The following is a 15240-nucleotide window of genomic DNA, read 5'->3' on the forward strand; positions in this document are numbered from 1 at the left end:
TCCGCTGTACGGGGCGGCGGTCCGGTCCACCCTGCCGACCATCAGGGCGATCCTGAGGTGGGCGGGTGTCCGCCCGGGCGGACGGACGGGGGCCGCCCGGCGGCGGCGAACAGGGTGGAGGCGGCGATGCGCTGGTTGGTGGGGTGGAGCAGTACCGGTACGGGACCGGACCCCACCGAGGAGGCCCGTACGGTCCTCCCCGTAGGCGCCCAGCTCCTGTGGGGCGACCCCGACCCGCTGTGGGCGGTCGGCGACTGGCGTGCCGACGAGGTGCGCGTCGTCCAGGCCGACGCCGAGACCCGGCTCGCCGTCTTCGGCGTCTGCGGCGCCACCGACGACCAGCTGCGGGTCGGCCTCTTCGCGGCCCGCGGGGGCGCGCTGCGCCACCTCACCGCCTGGCCCGGCAGTTACACGGCCGTCGTCCAGGTCGGCAGGCGCGTGACGGTCACCGGTGACCTGGCGGGCGCGCGGCCGGTCTTCCACACCCCGTGGGCGGGCGGTACGGCGTACGCGACCGCCGCCCTCCCGCTCGCCGACCTGATCGAGGCGAACCTGGACGTCGGGCATCTGGCCGCGCTGCTGGCCTGCCCGGACGCGCCCGAGGCGCTCGGCGCCGGTACCCCGTACGAGGGAGTGCGGCGGGTACCGCCCGGCCATGCGCTCGTCCTCCGCGGCGGCAGCTGCGACATCACTTCCTACGAGCCGACGGCGTCGCTCGCCGTCTCCGCGCCCCAACTGCCGCCGGAGCAGGCCGTCGACGGCGTGCGCGACGCGCTGGTCGAAGCCGTACGGGCGCGGCTGTCCGGGCCCCGGCACGCACCGGACCCGGACGGTCTGAACGGCCTGGACCCGGGGCCCGTCCCGGGCATGGGCCCGGCCGAACGGCGGGCCGCGCGGGGCGCGCCGGTCCCCGGCGTCGGCGCCGACCTCTCGGGAGGCAGCGCCTCCGCCACCCTGGCCCTGCTCGCGGCCGGACTGCCCGGAGTGCCCGGCACGGTCAACGGGCGGGGCGAGCGCCTCCTGGCCGTCACCTTCAACGACCGTGCCACCCATGGGGGCCGCCCGTACCGCGAGGCCGAACTGGAGCGGGCCCGCAGCATCGCCGCCAACCCGCGCCTGCACCACGTCGTCGTCGCGGCGGGCGAGGAAGCCCTCCCGTATGCGGACCTGGAGGGCGGGCCGCTCACGGACGAACCGGGGCCGTCGCTCATCACGGCCGGACGCCACCGCCGGCGGCTGCTGGCGGGCAGCGCGGACCACCTCGTGGGCGCCGGTGCGCGCCAGGTCCTGGACGCGCACCCGGCCCGCCTGGCCGACCTGCTCCTGGACCGCCGCAGACGTCATCTGCTGCGGCCCGTCACGGCACTCGCCAAGGCCGACGGGCCGCTGTCGCAGTCGGCGCTGGTGCCGTTCACCGTCTACCGGGCCGCGCGCAAGCTGGCCCGTACGACGTACGGGTCGGGCATCGCCGACACGGCGACCCGCCTGAAGGAGCGGCGGTTCACCGACGAGCCGGTGGCGGGCGGTGGCGCGGTGGACGCGTCCTTGGCGGCGCTCTCCTGGTGCCGGCCCGGGCCCGCGGCGCGGTGGCTCACAGGGGAGGCGCTGGCTGAAGTATCGGTTCGGCTGACTGCCGCGGCCGTCCGGACCCCCACCGTGGGACGGCCGGGAGAACGCCGGGCCCGCGCCGCGCTGGCCCGGCACGCGGCCGACCACCGGATCTTCGAACAGGCCGTGGAGGTACGCAACCAACGCCTGCACGCCCCCTTCCTCGACAACCAGGTGGTGCTGGCCTGCCGGGCCCTGCCGGACACGCTGCGTGTCCAGCCGGGGGCGCGGGCGGCCGTGCTGCGTGCAGTCCTGTCCGGCGCCGGCGTCCGCGACCTGCCGTCCGGCTGGGGCGCGACGTCCCACCTCACGCACGCGGCGGCCGTACGGGCCGGGCTGCGCACCTCCATCGGGGACGTGGTCGGCCTCTTCGACACACCGTTGCTCGCCGACGCGGGGCTGGTCGAGGCACGGGTCGTACGGAAGGCCCTGCGGGCGGCGGCCGAGGGCGCCCCGCTCCCCCTGGACGGGCTCGCCGAACTCGTCTCCACCGAACTCTGGCTGCGCCGCCTGCTCGCCCGCCGCGGCACCTGCTGGACCGGCACGGCCGCGCCCCGCCAGCGGGCCGTGGCGGGCGGAGTGTCGCCGCGGCCGAGCCTCTGAGGGGGGACGGGCCGGTCGGTACGTCGGTACGTCGGGACGATGGGTCGGGGCGGTGCGTCGGTTCGGTGGCGACTCGTCGAGACGGGGGCGGTGCGTCGGTTCGGTGCCGACTCGTCGATACGGGTGCGGTGCGTCGTCACGGCAGCGGATCGCTGATACGGGTTCGTCGCGACGCTACGGTCGCGGCTCGTCGAGACGTGGGCGGTGCGTCGGTTCGTCGGCGGCCCGTCGATACGGGTACGTCGCGTCGTTACGGTGACGGTTCGCCGATACGGGTACGTTGCGTCGTACGGCTGCGATGCGTCGGTACGGCAGCGACGCCTCGACCCATCGCCGCCCCAGTGGCCGCCCGTCACCGCATCCCCGTCGCACCGCGACCGTCCCCCAGCACTCCCAGCACCCCCAGCACCCCCAGCGCCCTCAGCGGCAAGTGATCTGTGACTGCGCCCAGTCGCCCAGGAACATGACGGTGTTGGACGAACCGGGCTCGACCACCAGCCGCAGCGTCCTGTGCCCCCGCAGCGGCACATGGACCGGGACGGCGGGCTGTCCGCCGCGTACGACTCCCGAGCGCCAGAGCCGTTGCCCGTCCGCGTACACGGAGAAGCGCAGCGCCCCGAGGCCGAGCCCCATGTCGTCCACGCCGGCGAACGCGTCGTACGCCGTGCACTGCCGGTTCAGGTCGATGGTCACGAAGGACGGCGCGTGCACGGTCACCCCGTGCCGGAACGTCCTGCCGCCGATGCGCAGCCCCTGCCGCTGCCACAGCCAGCTGCTGTCCGCCATGCGCACCTCGGGCTTCGTGCCGTCTCCCATGAAGTCCCACGTCAACTTGTTGATCTGGTAGGGGGACGGAGCGGGCGCCGGCGGGGTCGGCCTCGGCGTCGGCCTCGGGGAGTGTGCGGGCGGGTCGGCCGGTGCGGGCGAGCGTGGTGGCTCGGGTGCGGGGGTGGGCGAGGTTTTCGTCGGCGTGGGAGTCGGGGACGGCGTCGGCGTCGGTTGCGGCCGGGAGGAGGTGGTGGGGCCGGGCGTCGGCTTCGGGGACACGGGGGCGGGCGTCGGGGGCGGCTGCTCCGGAGCGCGTTCCGGCGGTTCCGACTCGGGCGGCGGCGGTGCGACCGAGGCAGCGCCGGGCTGCTTGGCCTGCGCACGGGGCGCCGGCTGCGGGTCGCCGATCAGCGCCAGGGCGAGCGCGGCACCCACCACGATCACCAGGCCCGCGCCGATCGCCACCTTCGCGGGCGCGCCGAGCCCCTCGCCCACCACGGCGCCCGCGCCGCCCGCACCACCGGATCCACCAGCAGCACCCGCTCCTGCGGCCCCACCTGCCCCCACGGTCCCACCAGCCCCCGCAGCAGCCCCCGCTCCCGCGGACGCCCCGGCCCCGGCCCCGGCCCCCGCCCCTGTCCCCCCGGCCGCCGCAGCCGCACCCGCTCCCGCCGCGGCGCCCGCGCTGCCGAGCCCCACCACGGCCGCGGCTCCCTTGACCGCGTATCCGGCCGCGAACCAGCCGATGACCGCCACCGGAAGGATGACGCGGATGTGCTCGTTGACGTCCGCGACCTCCGAGGCCGCCGTACGGCACCGGGCGCAGTCCTCCAGGTGCTTGCGCAGCCCGCGCTCCGCCCGCATCCGCAGGCCGCCCCGGGCATACGCGCCCAGCCGGTCCGCGTACCGGGCGCAGTCGCCCTCGGCGGTGAGCGAACGGTTCACGTGCGCCTGCAGGTACGCCTGCTTGAGGCCCTCGCGTGCACGGTGGGCCAGTACGGCGGTGGCGTTGGCCGACAGCCCGAGTAGCGGCGCGACCTCGCTCGGCGACTCCTCCTCGATCGTGGTGTGCCACAGCACGGTCTGGTAGCGCTCCGGCAGACTGCGGAACGCCCGTACGGCCATGGACTGCTCGGCTTCGTGCATGGCGCGGACGTCCGCGCCGAGGTCGAGCGTGTCGTCGTCCAGCGTGGTTCCGGCCGCCGTGATCGCGAACACGGCGAAGTCCTCGACCAGTTGCTCGCGCTTCGCGGTCTTTCCCCAGGCCGCGGCCACCCGGCGGACGGTGGTGAGCAGATAGGCGCGTACGGAGGAGTCGGGGCCGGAGCCTCCGCGTACGGCCTGGAGGGTACGGGCGAACACTTCGCCGGTGAGGTCGTCGGCGGTGTGCGCGTCCCGGCAGCAACCGCGCGCGTAGCGCCGTACGGCGTCGGCGTGGCGACGGTACAGCTCCTCGTACGCGCTGTCGTCACCGCTCCGCGTACGGTCGATCAACTCGCGGTCCCCGGGCGGGGGGCCGGGCTGCGGGTGCGTCCCCGGAGCCCCCGACGTTCCTGGAGCCCCCGACGCCCCCGAGCCCTCCGCTTCCGCAGAACCGTCCCGCCTCGCAGAACCGTCCCGCCTCGCAGGACCGTCCCGCCTCGCGGAACCGCCGGTTTCGGCTGCCTCCGGGCGGCTCGGCTTCCGGTGGGCGCCCCGGCCCTTCGGGCCCCGCGCTCCCCTCAGCCCCCGCGCGTCCCTCAGCTCCCGGGCGTCACTCCGCTCCCGCGCGTCCGCCGACTCCGGGCTCTTCCGCCGTTCCCGCTGCTGAGGAACGTTTCGTTCGGCCGGTCCGGGCCGGTAATCGTCCTCGGCCCGGTCGTGCCGTTCCGCGGCACGCCCCGCGGACGCCGCGCCCGATGCCTCCAGGCCACCTACCCCGTACGGACGCTTCTGCCCGGGGACTTGAGGACCACGCTCCCCGCCAAGCCGCTCGTCCCGCCGCTCGTTCCGCCCGTCCACACCCATCGCCGAGGCCCCCGAACACGCCGTCGCTGCGGTAACACCGCGCAAGCGTGTCACAGGCGGCCCCCTCGGCCGGTCCGGCAAGCACACCAACCACTCGTCCGGGGCGAGTTCACGGACGGCAGCACTAGAGGTCACTCGTACGGGGAATACTCGTCCGCCCGCGCCCAGGACACGCGACCGGGGCCTTCGGCCCCCGCGCCCAGGACACGCCACCGCCCCCCCCGGTCGCCCCCGCGCCCAGGACACGCCACCGCCCCCCGGTCGGCCCCGCGCCCAGGACACGCCACCATCCCCCGGTCGGCCCCGCGCCCAGGACACACAGACGACCCCCGGCCAGCCCCACGCCCGGCACACAGAACACGCAGAACGGGACGCGGCGCCGGCCCACAGCCGACCCCACGCCCCGCCCCGCCCGATCTCTCAGGCCGATGCCACGCAGCCTTACTCGGCAGGCCGTGACCGCAGCCCCTCCAGCAGGATCTCCAGCAGCCGGGCCGAGGCGGCCTGCTGCTGGGCCGGGTCCGGCAGGGACGGTGCGCCCGTGGCGATGACCAGCAGCACGTCGGCCACCGTCACGTCCGCGCGCAGTTCGCCCGCCTCGCGTGCCCGCTCGACGAGCTGCCCGACGACCTCCAGCAGCGCCTGGGCACCGCCGTCCGCCGTGGCTTCACCCGGCCCGGACGGTGCCTCCAGCGTGCCGGTGACGGCCGTGCCGCGTGCGGACACGCCGTTCGGAACGCCGGTGGAAACCCCGTTCGGGACCGTGGCCGGTACGTCCGAGACCTCGGCCCCGGGTACGCCGCGCTGTGCGACCACGCGGAACTCCGCGGGCACGTCGGACGTCAGCGCGCCGGACCCGTCCGCGGAACGGTGCGCCGACCCTCCCGACACGTCCGCCGGGCCGGTCGGCACGCCGTCCGGCCCGTACGCCTGACGCTGCTGCGGAACCCGGGCCTCAGCAGCACCGGAAGCCGCACCGGCACCGGGACCGGAAGCAGCACCGACACCGGCACCGGAACCGGCACCAGGCGCGCCCTCCGGTACCGGAGCGCTGGCGCTCACCCGCAATATGCTCGGCGGCAGCAGCCGCCCGGCGCCGGAGGCGACCGACGTCCGCAGGAAGCGCGAGAGCGCCGACCACGGGTCGTCCTCCTGGCCGAGCGCCGTACGCGCCTGGTCGGTGAGCCGAGAGGTCTCCTCCTCGGCTATTCGCCTGACCAGCACGTCCTTGCTCGGGAAGCGGCGGTAGACCGTCCCCACCCCGACGCGGGCACGCCGCGCCACGTCTTCCATGGGCGCGCCGTACCCCAGCTCGCCGAAGACCTCGCGAGCCGCCCGCAGGACGTGCTCAAGATTGCGCTGCGCGTCCACACGCAGCGGTGTGCTCCGGCCGCCGGCACCGGAGTGCGCGGTGTGCGGGTGCGTGTGCGTGGTGCCGTTTCCCCTGCCCTCCGAAGCGTGCGCGGTGGCAGTTACGGCAGTCGGCCATTGAGAGCCCTGAATGTGCATAGATGATCCCCCGGTAATGACGTCTCCCCCCGGAGACTCCCCGCCCTGACTGCTGGGGTGTAACGACGTGACGACGAGAGGCTGCACCCCAACGAGGTACGAACATAGTTGAGCCCAGGTCAAGAATGAAGGGGGCAGTTCCGCACAGTCCGTGCACCGATCGGAGTACGGTTCCCTTCCGCCCCTATTCCGTACCCTCCGCTCGCCGTAGACCCACCACCTGACCTGCGCTCCTGTGCCCGGCAGCGCGGAATCCGGCCCTCCGGGCCGAAGTGCCGGACCGGTCATACATTTCGTCAGGCCTGTGGACAAAGGCGTGTCGCCGGTGCGTCATGGAACAGTGCTGTGTCCTTCCGGGGACGCAGTGCCTGGTGGTGGCAGGCCGGCCGGACGACGGTGGCAACCCGCTCGGGCCGGCCTTTCGATGTCGCGAGGAGAACCTCTGTGAAGGAACCGGCGCGCATTCTCGTTGTCGGCGGCGGCTACGTGGGGATGTACACCGCGCTGCGCCTGCAGCGGAAACTGAAACAGGAACTGCGGCGGGGCGCCGTCGAGGTGGTCGTGGTGGACCCCGATCCGTACATGACGTATCAGCCATTTCTCCCCGAGGCCGCGGCCGGCTCCATCTCGCCGCGGCACGTCGTCGTACCGCTGCGCCGGGTGCTGCCGCTCTGCAAGGTCGTCGTCGGGGAGGTCACCGCGCTCGACCACGCCGCGCGGACCGCCACGGTCACGACGCCGGCCTCCGAGGAGGACGGCACCGGCGGCCTGCAACTGGCCTACGACGAGCTGGTGCTGGCGCCCGGGTCGGTCTCCCGCGCCCTGCCGGTTCCGGGCCTCGCCGAGGGCGGCATCGGTTTCAAGACCGTCGAGGAGGCCATCGGCCTGCGCAACCACGTCCTGGAGCAGTTGGACATCGCCTCCTCGACCCGCGACCCGGCGATCCGCGACGCCGCGCTGACCTTCGTCTTCGTCGGCGGCGGGTACGCGGGGGTGGAGGCGCTCGCGGAGCTGGAGGACATGGCACGCTACGCGGCGCGCTACTACCACAACGTCGAGCCCGGTGACATGAAGTGGATCCTGGTCGAGGCGACCGGCCGCATCCTGCCGGAGGTGGGTACCGCGATGGGGCAGTACGCGGTACGGGAGCTGCGGGCGCGCAACATCGACGTACGGCTGGACACGCGCCTGGAGTCGTACGAGGGGCGGGTCGCCGTCCTGAGTGACGGCGCACGCTTCCCGGCTCGCACTCTCGTGTGGACCGCGGGCGTCAGACCCCACCCGCTCATCGCCGCTTCCGGCCTGCCGCGCACCGGGCGCGGCCGTCTCAAATGCACCGCCGCCCTCCGGGTGGAGGGTGCCGAACACGCCTGGTCGGCGGGGGACGCCGCGGCCGTACCGGACCTGACGGCGGAGCGCCCGGCCAAGCCGGACGAGCCGCGCCGGGAGTGCGCGCCCAACGCCCAGCACGCCGTCCGGCAGGCGCGGGTGCTGGCGGAGAACATCGCCGCGGTGGTGCGCGGCGGGCCCGTCGCGGACTACGCGCACAAGTACGCCGGGTCGGTCGCCTCGCTCGGTCTGCACAAGGGAGTCGCACATGTCTACGGGCGCCGCCTGAAGGGCTATCCGGCGTGGTTCATGCACCGCGTGTACCACTTGAGCCGGGTGCCCACGTTCAACCGGAAGGCGCGGGTGCTGGCCGAGTGGACGCTCGCCGGGCTGTTCAAGCGGGAAATCGTTTCTCTCGGCTCGCTGGAACACCCGCGCGCCGAGTTCGAACTGGCGGCGGGCACCGGGCGCCACGACGAGCCGAGCTGACGACCCGTCGCCCATCGTCAGCCGTACGGGCCGCCGGGGCCGAAACCCCCGGGACCGCCCCCCCGTGCCGAATCCCCAGTCGTACCGCTCCGCCCTGACGGCACGACCCCCGCCCGCACACCCGGACCGTCGTACCGCCCGCCCCACCCCACCCCGCGCATCACCCTCCCGCCCCGCCGTACCACCCGCACACCCGGCCCCCGTGACCCCCGTAGCCGGAGCCAGGAACTCCACCTCGTGCCCCCGGCGTCTGACGGATGTCAGTCCGGTCGGCCACACTGGACGTGTGACCATGGGTGGGCTCGTATCTGCGAAGAGTGACAATCACGAGGATTCTGGACGATTGCTGCAATCCGCCAGAGGGCACCGAGGGTGCCCCCAGCCGACACCGCTCCCCGCTTCCGCCGGGCGGGCGTCCCTCCGGCGTGCGCGCGGGGAGTCCCACCGAGCCGACGGCCCGATCCCGCGCGACGACGCGAAGTAAGAGGTACCCCTCCGTGAACTTCACGCGCTGGAGCGCCCGTCTCCCCGGCACTCAGCGGCGGAGCGCCGCCCGGCCCGACCGCGCCGCGCCGGCGTCCGCCGTCGTGCCGACCGGGCCCGCCGCCCCGGCCCCGAGCGGCCCGCCGGCCACGGTCCCCGGCGCGGTCCCCGCGGCCCGCGCCGAACACCCCGACTCCGACCCGTCCGGTGACGGCCCGCCCGCCGGCCCCTGCCGCGCGCCCAGCGTCGACGCGCTGTCCGTGCACGACATCCTGGGCAAGGTCCCAGCCCTGGTGGCGGTCGTGTACGGACCCGAGCACCGCATCGCGTACGTCAACGGCGCGTACGCCACCGTCTTCGGCCCCCGCCCGCCCGGCGCCACCGCGCGCGAGGCACTGCCCGAGCTGGACGCGCTCGGCCTGCTGCCGCTGATGGACCAGGTGCTGCGCAGCGGCCGCCCCCGTACGGTCAAGGCCCGCCGGGTGCCCGGCGGCGCCGGCGCCGACCAGTCCAGGGACGGCTACTACACGTTCACCTGCACCCCCATCGAGGTCGCCGCCAGTGGCCCGGCGCCCGACCCCGAGGTCGCCTGCGTGGCGCCGCACAAGGGCGTGCTCGTCTTCGGCGCCGACGTCACCGACCAGGTGGAGTCCACCGAACGGCTGCGCGTCAGTGAGGCACGCCAGCGCGCCGCGGCCGTGACCCTCCAGCGTTCCCTGCTGCCGCAGGAGCTGGAGCAGCCCGACGACCTGCGGGTCGCCGCGACGTACCAGCCGGGCGGCACGGACGCCGCGGTCGGCGGCGACTGGTACGACGTCATCACCCTCGGCGCCGGCCGTACGGCCCTGGTCATCGGGGACGTCATGGGCCGGGGCGTGCGCGCCGCGGCCGTCATGGGGCAGCTGCGTACGGCGGTCCGCGCCTACGCCCGGCTCGACCTGCCGCCCCACGAAGTCCTCCAGCTGCTGGACGGACTGGCCGCCGAGATCGACGCCAGCCAGATCGCGACCTGCGTCTACGCGGTCCACGACCCGAACGAGGGCCGCCTGGTCTACGCCTCCGCCGGCCACCTGCCCATCCTGGTGCGCGACGCCGACGGCACGGTCCTGCGCGCCGCCGAGCCGACCGGCCCGCCGCTGGGCACCGGCGGCTGGCTGCACACCTCCGGCAGCGTCCCGCTGGGCCCGGGTTCGAGCGCTGTCCTCTATACGGACGGTCTGGTCGAGCGCCGTGACAAGGACATCGACCACGGGGTCGAGGCCCTGGAACGCGCCTTCGCGGGGGCGACCGGAGCGCCGGACATCGTCTGCGACCGGCTGCTGCGCGCCCTCGGGATCTCCACCGACCACGACGACGACGTGGCGGTCCTGGTCCTGCAGCACCCCGCCCGCACGGGGCACGACGCCGAGCTGTTCCACAACGCCGCCCTCGAACTCCACGGCGGTACGGAAGCGGCACCCCGCGCCCGCGCCTTCGCCTCCGGGGTGCTCGCCTCCTGGCGCTTCTCCCCGGAACTGCACGACCTCGGCGTTCTGGCCGCCAGCGAACTGGTCGCCAACTCGCTCCAGCACGGCACCCCGCCGATGCGGCTGCGGCTGCGCCGTACGGACCGCCGCCTGATCATCGAGGTCACCGACGGCGACGACCACCTGCCGCGGCGGCGCCGGGCCGAGCCGGCCGACGAGGCGGGCCGCGGGATCTCGATCGTCGCGACGATCGCCTCGGCGTGGGGCTCGCGCCGGACACCGGGCGGCGGCAAGGCCGTGTGGTGCGAGTTCGCCCTGCCGCGGGAGTAGCGGCGGAGCGGCACGCACGCGGATGCGCGTACCGGTGGCACTACGGGCCGGACCCTGCTCGGTGCAGGGTCCGGCCCGTAGGCAGCCGGTGTGCCGTGCGGCTCACGCCACCGCCGTGACGGACTCCCGTCGCGGCGCACCGGCGCCGGCCGCCGTCTCGACGCCCGTGTCGGTGACCGTGCCGGCCGGCGCGTCCGGAGTGAAGGCCCGGATGTGCGGGTTGTCCTGCGCGGGGCTCAGCATCCGCCCCAGCCGCAGCGCCAGCAGGCTGATGCCTACGGTGCAGAGCACCAGCGTCACGATGTACGGGGCTGCCAGCCCGTGGCCCACCATGAGGGCGCCCATCCCCGGGCCGATCGCCAGGGCCAGCTGCTTCACCAGGGCGAAGACCGAGTTGTACAGGCCGACCAGGGACGTCGGCGCCAGGTCGGCCACCAGCGGGGCCACCGTCGGAGAGAGCAGCGACTCCCCTATACCGAAGAGGGCGTACGTCGAGATCAGCAGAGTGGTGGCCACCGCGTGCGCACCGTGCACCAGGCCCGACAGACCGGCGGCCAGCCACGCCACGGTCCAGATCAGCCCGACCACGGCCATCACCCGGCTGCGCCGCCGCCGCTCGACCAGCTTCAGGACCACGAACTGGGCCGCCACGATCGCGGCTGTGTTGGCGGCCAGCGCGATACCGAGTGTGGACGGCGCGATGTGGGTGACCTCGGTGGCGTACGCCGCGAGCCCCGACTCGAACTGGCCGTAGCAGGCAAAGAACAGCACGAAGCCCAGCAGGCACAGCCACATCATGCGGCGGTCGGTGAACAGCGAGAGCAAGGCACCCTTGCCGCGGGCCTCGCCCGGCACCGGGTCCTCGACCCGCGCCGTACGCGGCAGCCGTACGGTCGCGATGGCCGCGCCCAGCACCAGGAACATCACGGCCTCGATCGCGAAGAGCCGCACGAAGCTGCCGGCCGCCGTCTCGTCGACCAGCAGGCCGCCGATGAGGCCGCCGATGCCCAGACCGAGGTTGTTCAGGAAGAACTGGGTGGCGAACGCCCGCGAGCGGGTGACCGCCGTCGAGCACCACACGATCATCGTGGCCAGGGCCGGCTGGATCACCGCGATACCGGCGCCGAGCGCCACGGCGGACAGGATGACCAGCGGCTCGGTGGTGGACAGGCCGAGCCCGAGCGATCCGACGGCGGAGGTGACGGCACCCACGACGGCGACCGGCAGCGGACCCCGCCGGTCGATCGCCCAGCCGGTGAACGGCAGCACGAGGAGCGCGGCGAAGGCCAGTGTCATCAGTACGAGACCGGCCGTGCCTGCGCCCAGGTCCCGCACCTTCGCCACATAGACGTAGAGATACGGAACCGTGAAGCCGTTGCCGAACGCGCTCAGCGCGTTGCCCAGCTGGATCCGGCGCAGCGCGGCGCCCATCGCGGTGGTCACACTCACCTACCTAGGTCAGATCGAGGGGGACCGGTCGGGCCGCAGCAGGCTGGACAGTCACACCCTGAAGACTTCAACACTAAAGTTCGAAGATAAAGAGTACATGCCGAAGGACTTCAACGCCAATGAGGTACGTGCCATACTTCCCGGCATGTCAGAGCCCTCAGATGCGGCCCACAGTCCTGCGGAGCCGAGCCTCGAGGAACAGATCGCCGCTTACCAGCGCGAGTTCCAAGGCCTCGATCCCCAGGTGGAGCAGGTCGTCTCCGCACTGCAGCGCCTCAATCGCCGGATGAACGTCGCCTACGGCCGGCAGACCGCGACCCTCAACATGAGCAACGCGGAGTGGGAGGTGCTGAAGGCCCTCGTCGTCGCGGGGTCGCCCTATCAAATGGGCCCCGGCGAGCTGGCCAAGCGCCTCGGCCTCACGCCGGCCGCCATGACCCATCGCATCGACCGGATGGCGAGCGAGGGCCTGGTGACGCGGGAGCGCGACGAAGCCAACCGCGTACGGGTGATCGTCGAGCTCACTCAGGAAGGCCGCGAGAAGTGGGTCGAGGCGATGCGGATGGCCTCGGTCTTCGAGGAGGACCTGCTCCAGGACCTCTCCACCGAGGAGCGCGGCCAGCTCGGCGAGATGCTGACGCGCCTGCTGTGCCGCGTCGAGGATGCCCAGCCGGACGCCGACGGCCGGCTGAACGATCTCGACTGACCGGCTGCGGCTGACCGGCCTCGACCGGCCGAGCGCGACTGACTGACCACGGCCGGCCTCGGGCGCAAAACCGGTTGACCGGAGGTGGTTGACATGGCCCGCCGCCGTACGTAAAGTTCTTCGAGTTGCCATGGAGCTGTAACGGTTCTGCGGTAGCCCCTCGCGCCGCACCGGCGGCACCACCACTACTGCACGACTCCCGAACGGGAAGAATTTCGTATGCCGAAATTCCGACCACTGACTCGATTATGCGTCACCGGGAAAAGGCACTAAAGTAGTGATCACGCCGGAAGGCGCGAACAACCCCCTCCGACGGGGAATCGGATTCACTTTCGAACCGACCAGCTTCCTTCACCGGAAGCCCGGAACGAAAAGCGGATCTGATAGAGTCGGAAAGGCCGAAAAGCGAAAGCCGGACGGCCGCCCCGCTCCAGCAGGGAGCCGGAAACGGAAAGCGGAAACGCCGAACGGATCTGGTAAGGTTGGAACCGCGAAGAAGCCGAAAGGCCGAAACGCACCGGCGGAAATCAGGACCGCGAGGATCTGATAGAGTCGGAAACGCAAGACTGAAGGGAAGCGCCCGGAGAGCCTGGTGAAACAGGCACAAAGGAAGCGTCCGTTCCTTGAGAACTCAACAGCGTGCCAAAAGTCAACGCCAGATATGTTGATACCCCGTCCACCGGCACACGCCGGAGGATGAGGTTCCTTTGAAAAGCCCACCAGCATCCACGCGGTGCGGGTGGCACACACAGCGAGGACGCTGTGAACAGGAAGCCTATTCCGCTTCCTGTTCCGCTCTCGTGTGTGTTACCGGGAGATCCCGGAAACATTCACGGAGAGTTTGATCCTGGCTCAGGACGAACGCTGGCGGCGTGCTTAACACATGCAAGTCGAACGATGAACCTCCTTCGGGAGGGGATTAGTGGCGAACGGGTGAGTAACACGTGGGCAATCTGCCCTGCACTCTGGGACAAGCCCTGGAAACGGGGTCTAATACCGGATACGACACGGGATCGCATGATCTCCGTGTGGAAAGCTCCGGCGGTGCAGGATGAGCCCGCGGCCTATCAGCTTGTTGGTGGGGTAATGGCCTACCAAGGCGACGACGGGTAGCCGGCCTGAGAGGGCGACCGGCCACACTGGGACTGAGACACGGCCCAGACTCCTACGGGAGGCAGCAGTGGGGAATATTGCACAATGGGCGAAAGCCTGATGCAGCGACGCCGCGTGAGGGATGACGGCCTTCGGGTTGTAAACCTCTTTCAGCAGGGAAGAAGCGCAAGTGACGGTACCTGCAGAAGAAGCGCCGGCTAACTACGTGCCAGCAGCCGCGGTAATACGTAGGGCGCAAGCGTTGTCCGGAATTATTGGGCGTAAAGAGCTCGTAGGCGGCTTGTCACGTCGGATGTGAAAGCCCGGGGCTTAACCCCGGGTCTGCATTCGATACGGGCAGGCTAGAGTTCGGTAGGGGAGATCGGAATTCCTGGTGTAGCGGTGAAATGCGCAGATATCAGGAGGAACACCGGTGGCGAAGGCGGATCTCTGGGCCGATACTGACGCTGAGGAGCGAAAGCGTGGGGAGCGAACAGGATTAGATACCCTGGTAGTCCACGCCGTAAACGTTGGGAACTAGGTGTGGGCGACATTCCACGTCGTCCGTGCCGCAGCTAACGCATTAAGTTCCCCGCCTGGGGAGTACGGCCGCAAGGCTAAAACTCAAAGGAATTGACGGGGGCCCGCACAAGCGGCGGAGCATGTGGCTTAATTCGACGCAACGCGAAGAACCTTACCAAGGCTTGACATACACCGGAAAACCCTGGAGACAGGGTCCCCCTTGTGGTCGGTGTACAGGTGGTGCATGGCTGTCGTCAGCTCGTGTCGTGAGATGTTGGGTTAAGTCCCGCAACGAGCGCAACCCTTGTTCTGTGTTGCCAGCATGCCCTTCGGGGTGATGGGGACTCACAGGAGACTGCCGGGGTCAACTCGGAGGAAGGTGGGGACGACGTCAAGTCATCATGCCCCTTATGTCTTGGGCTGCACACGTGCTACAATGGCCGGTACAATGAGCTGCGATACCGCGAGGTGGAGCGAATCTCAAAAAGCCGGTCTCAGTTCGGATTGGGGTCTGCAACTCGACCCCATGAAGTCGGAGTCGCTAGTAATCGCAGATCAGCATTGCTGCGGTGAATACGTTCCCGGGCCTTGTACACACCGCCCGTCACGTCACGAAAGTCGGTAACACCCGAAGCCGGTGGCCCAACCCCTTGTGGGAGGGAATCGTCGAAGGTGGGACTGGCGATTGGGACGAAGTCGTAACAAGGTAGCCGTACCGGAAGGTGCGGCTGGATCACCTCCTTTCTAAGGAGCACTTCTCACCGACTTCGGTTGGTCAGAGGCCAGAACATCGGCGAATGTCCGGTGCTGGTTGCTCATGGGTGGAACGTTGACTACTCGGCACACTTGACTCAACTGTCACTAGTACTGCTTCGGCGT

7 protein-coding genes and 1 rRNA gene are annotated in these 15240 nt (G+C 71.6%); 5 read left to right on the top strand and 3 right to left on the bottom strand.

Going from position 1 to position 15240, the window contains the following annotated elements:
• Nucleotides 1–126: 126 nt before the first annotated feature.
• Entirely contained in the window at nt 127–2211 is a 2085-nt protein-coding gene (locus OEIGOIKO_RS22300; protein WP_125055522.1) for an asparagine synthase-related protein, read from the top strand.
• 420 nt (nt 2212–2631) lie between these two features.
• Here the strand turns inward: OEIGOIKO_RS22300 and OEIGOIKO_RS22305 are convergent, their stop codons facing one another.
• Nucleotides 2632–4473 carry a sigma-70 family RNA polymerase sigma factor gene (locus OEIGOIKO_RS22305; protein ID WP_246177488.1) on the bottom strand — a complete coding sequence of 614 codons (1842 nt, stop codon included), beginning with the start codon at nt 4471–4473 and terminating at the stop codon, nt 2632–2634.
• Between the two features lie 954 nt (nt 4474–5427).
• Nucleotides 5428–6495: a TetR/AcrR family transcriptional regulator gene (locus tag OEIGOIKO_RS22310; RefSeq protein ID WP_125055524.1), complete on the bottom strand. Its 1068-nt coding sequence runs from the start codon at nt 6493–6495 to the stop codon at nt 5428–5430.
• A 444-nt stretch (nt 6496–6939) separates the two neighbouring features.
• Here OEIGOIKO_RS22310 and OEIGOIKO_RS22315 point away from each other — a divergent pair, with 444 nt between their 5' ends.
• Nucleotides 6940–8313: an NAD(P)/FAD-dependent oxidoreductase gene (locus OEIGOIKO_RS22315; protein WP_125055525.1), complete on the top strand. Its 1374-nt coding sequence runs from the start codon at nt 6940–6942 to the stop codon at nt 8311–8313.
• 497 nt (nt 8314–8810) lie between these two features.
• Nucleotides 8811–10592 carry an ATP-binding SpoIIE family protein phosphatase gene (locus OEIGOIKO_RS22320; protein ID WP_125055526.1) on the top strand — a complete coding sequence of 594 codons (1782 nt, stop codon included), beginning with the start codon at nt 8811–8813 and terminating at the stop codon, nt 10590–10592.
• A 102-nt stretch (nt 10593–10694) separates the two neighbouring features.
• Here the strand turns inward: OEIGOIKO_RS22320 and OEIGOIKO_RS22325 are convergent, their stop codons facing one another.
• The gene (locus OEIGOIKO_RS22325) at nt 10695–12035 is read right to left on the bottom strand and encodes an MFS transporter (protein ID WP_125058868.1); all 1341 of its coding nucleotides are present in this window, start codon (nt 12033–12035) and stop codon (nt 10695–10697) included.
• A gap of 151 nt (nt 12036–12186) precedes the next feature.
• Between OEIGOIKO_RS22325 and OEIGOIKO_RS22330 the strand changes: the two genes are divergently transcribed.
• Together OEIGOIKO_RS22330 and OEIGOIKO_RS22335 are read left to right on the top strand one after the other, a co-directional pair.
• Complete coding sequence (locus OEIGOIKO_RS22330; RefSeq protein WP_125055527.1) at nt 12187–12747, top strand: MarR family winged helix-turn-helix transcriptional regulator; 561 nt, start codon at nt 12187–12189, stop codon at nt 12745–12747.
• A gap of 829 nt (nt 12748–13576) precedes the next feature.
• Nucleotides 13577–15105: ribosomal RNA gene (locus OEIGOIKO_RS22335) — 16S ribosomal RNA — on the top strand.
• Nucleotides 15106–15240 lie beyond the last annotated feature (135 nt).

It is taken from the genome of Streptomyces paromomycinus (genome assembly GCF_003865155.1).
Classification (GTDB): domain Bacteria; phylum Actinomycetota; class Actinomycetes; order Streptomycetales; family Streptomycetaceae; genus Streptomyces; species Streptomyces chrestomyceticus.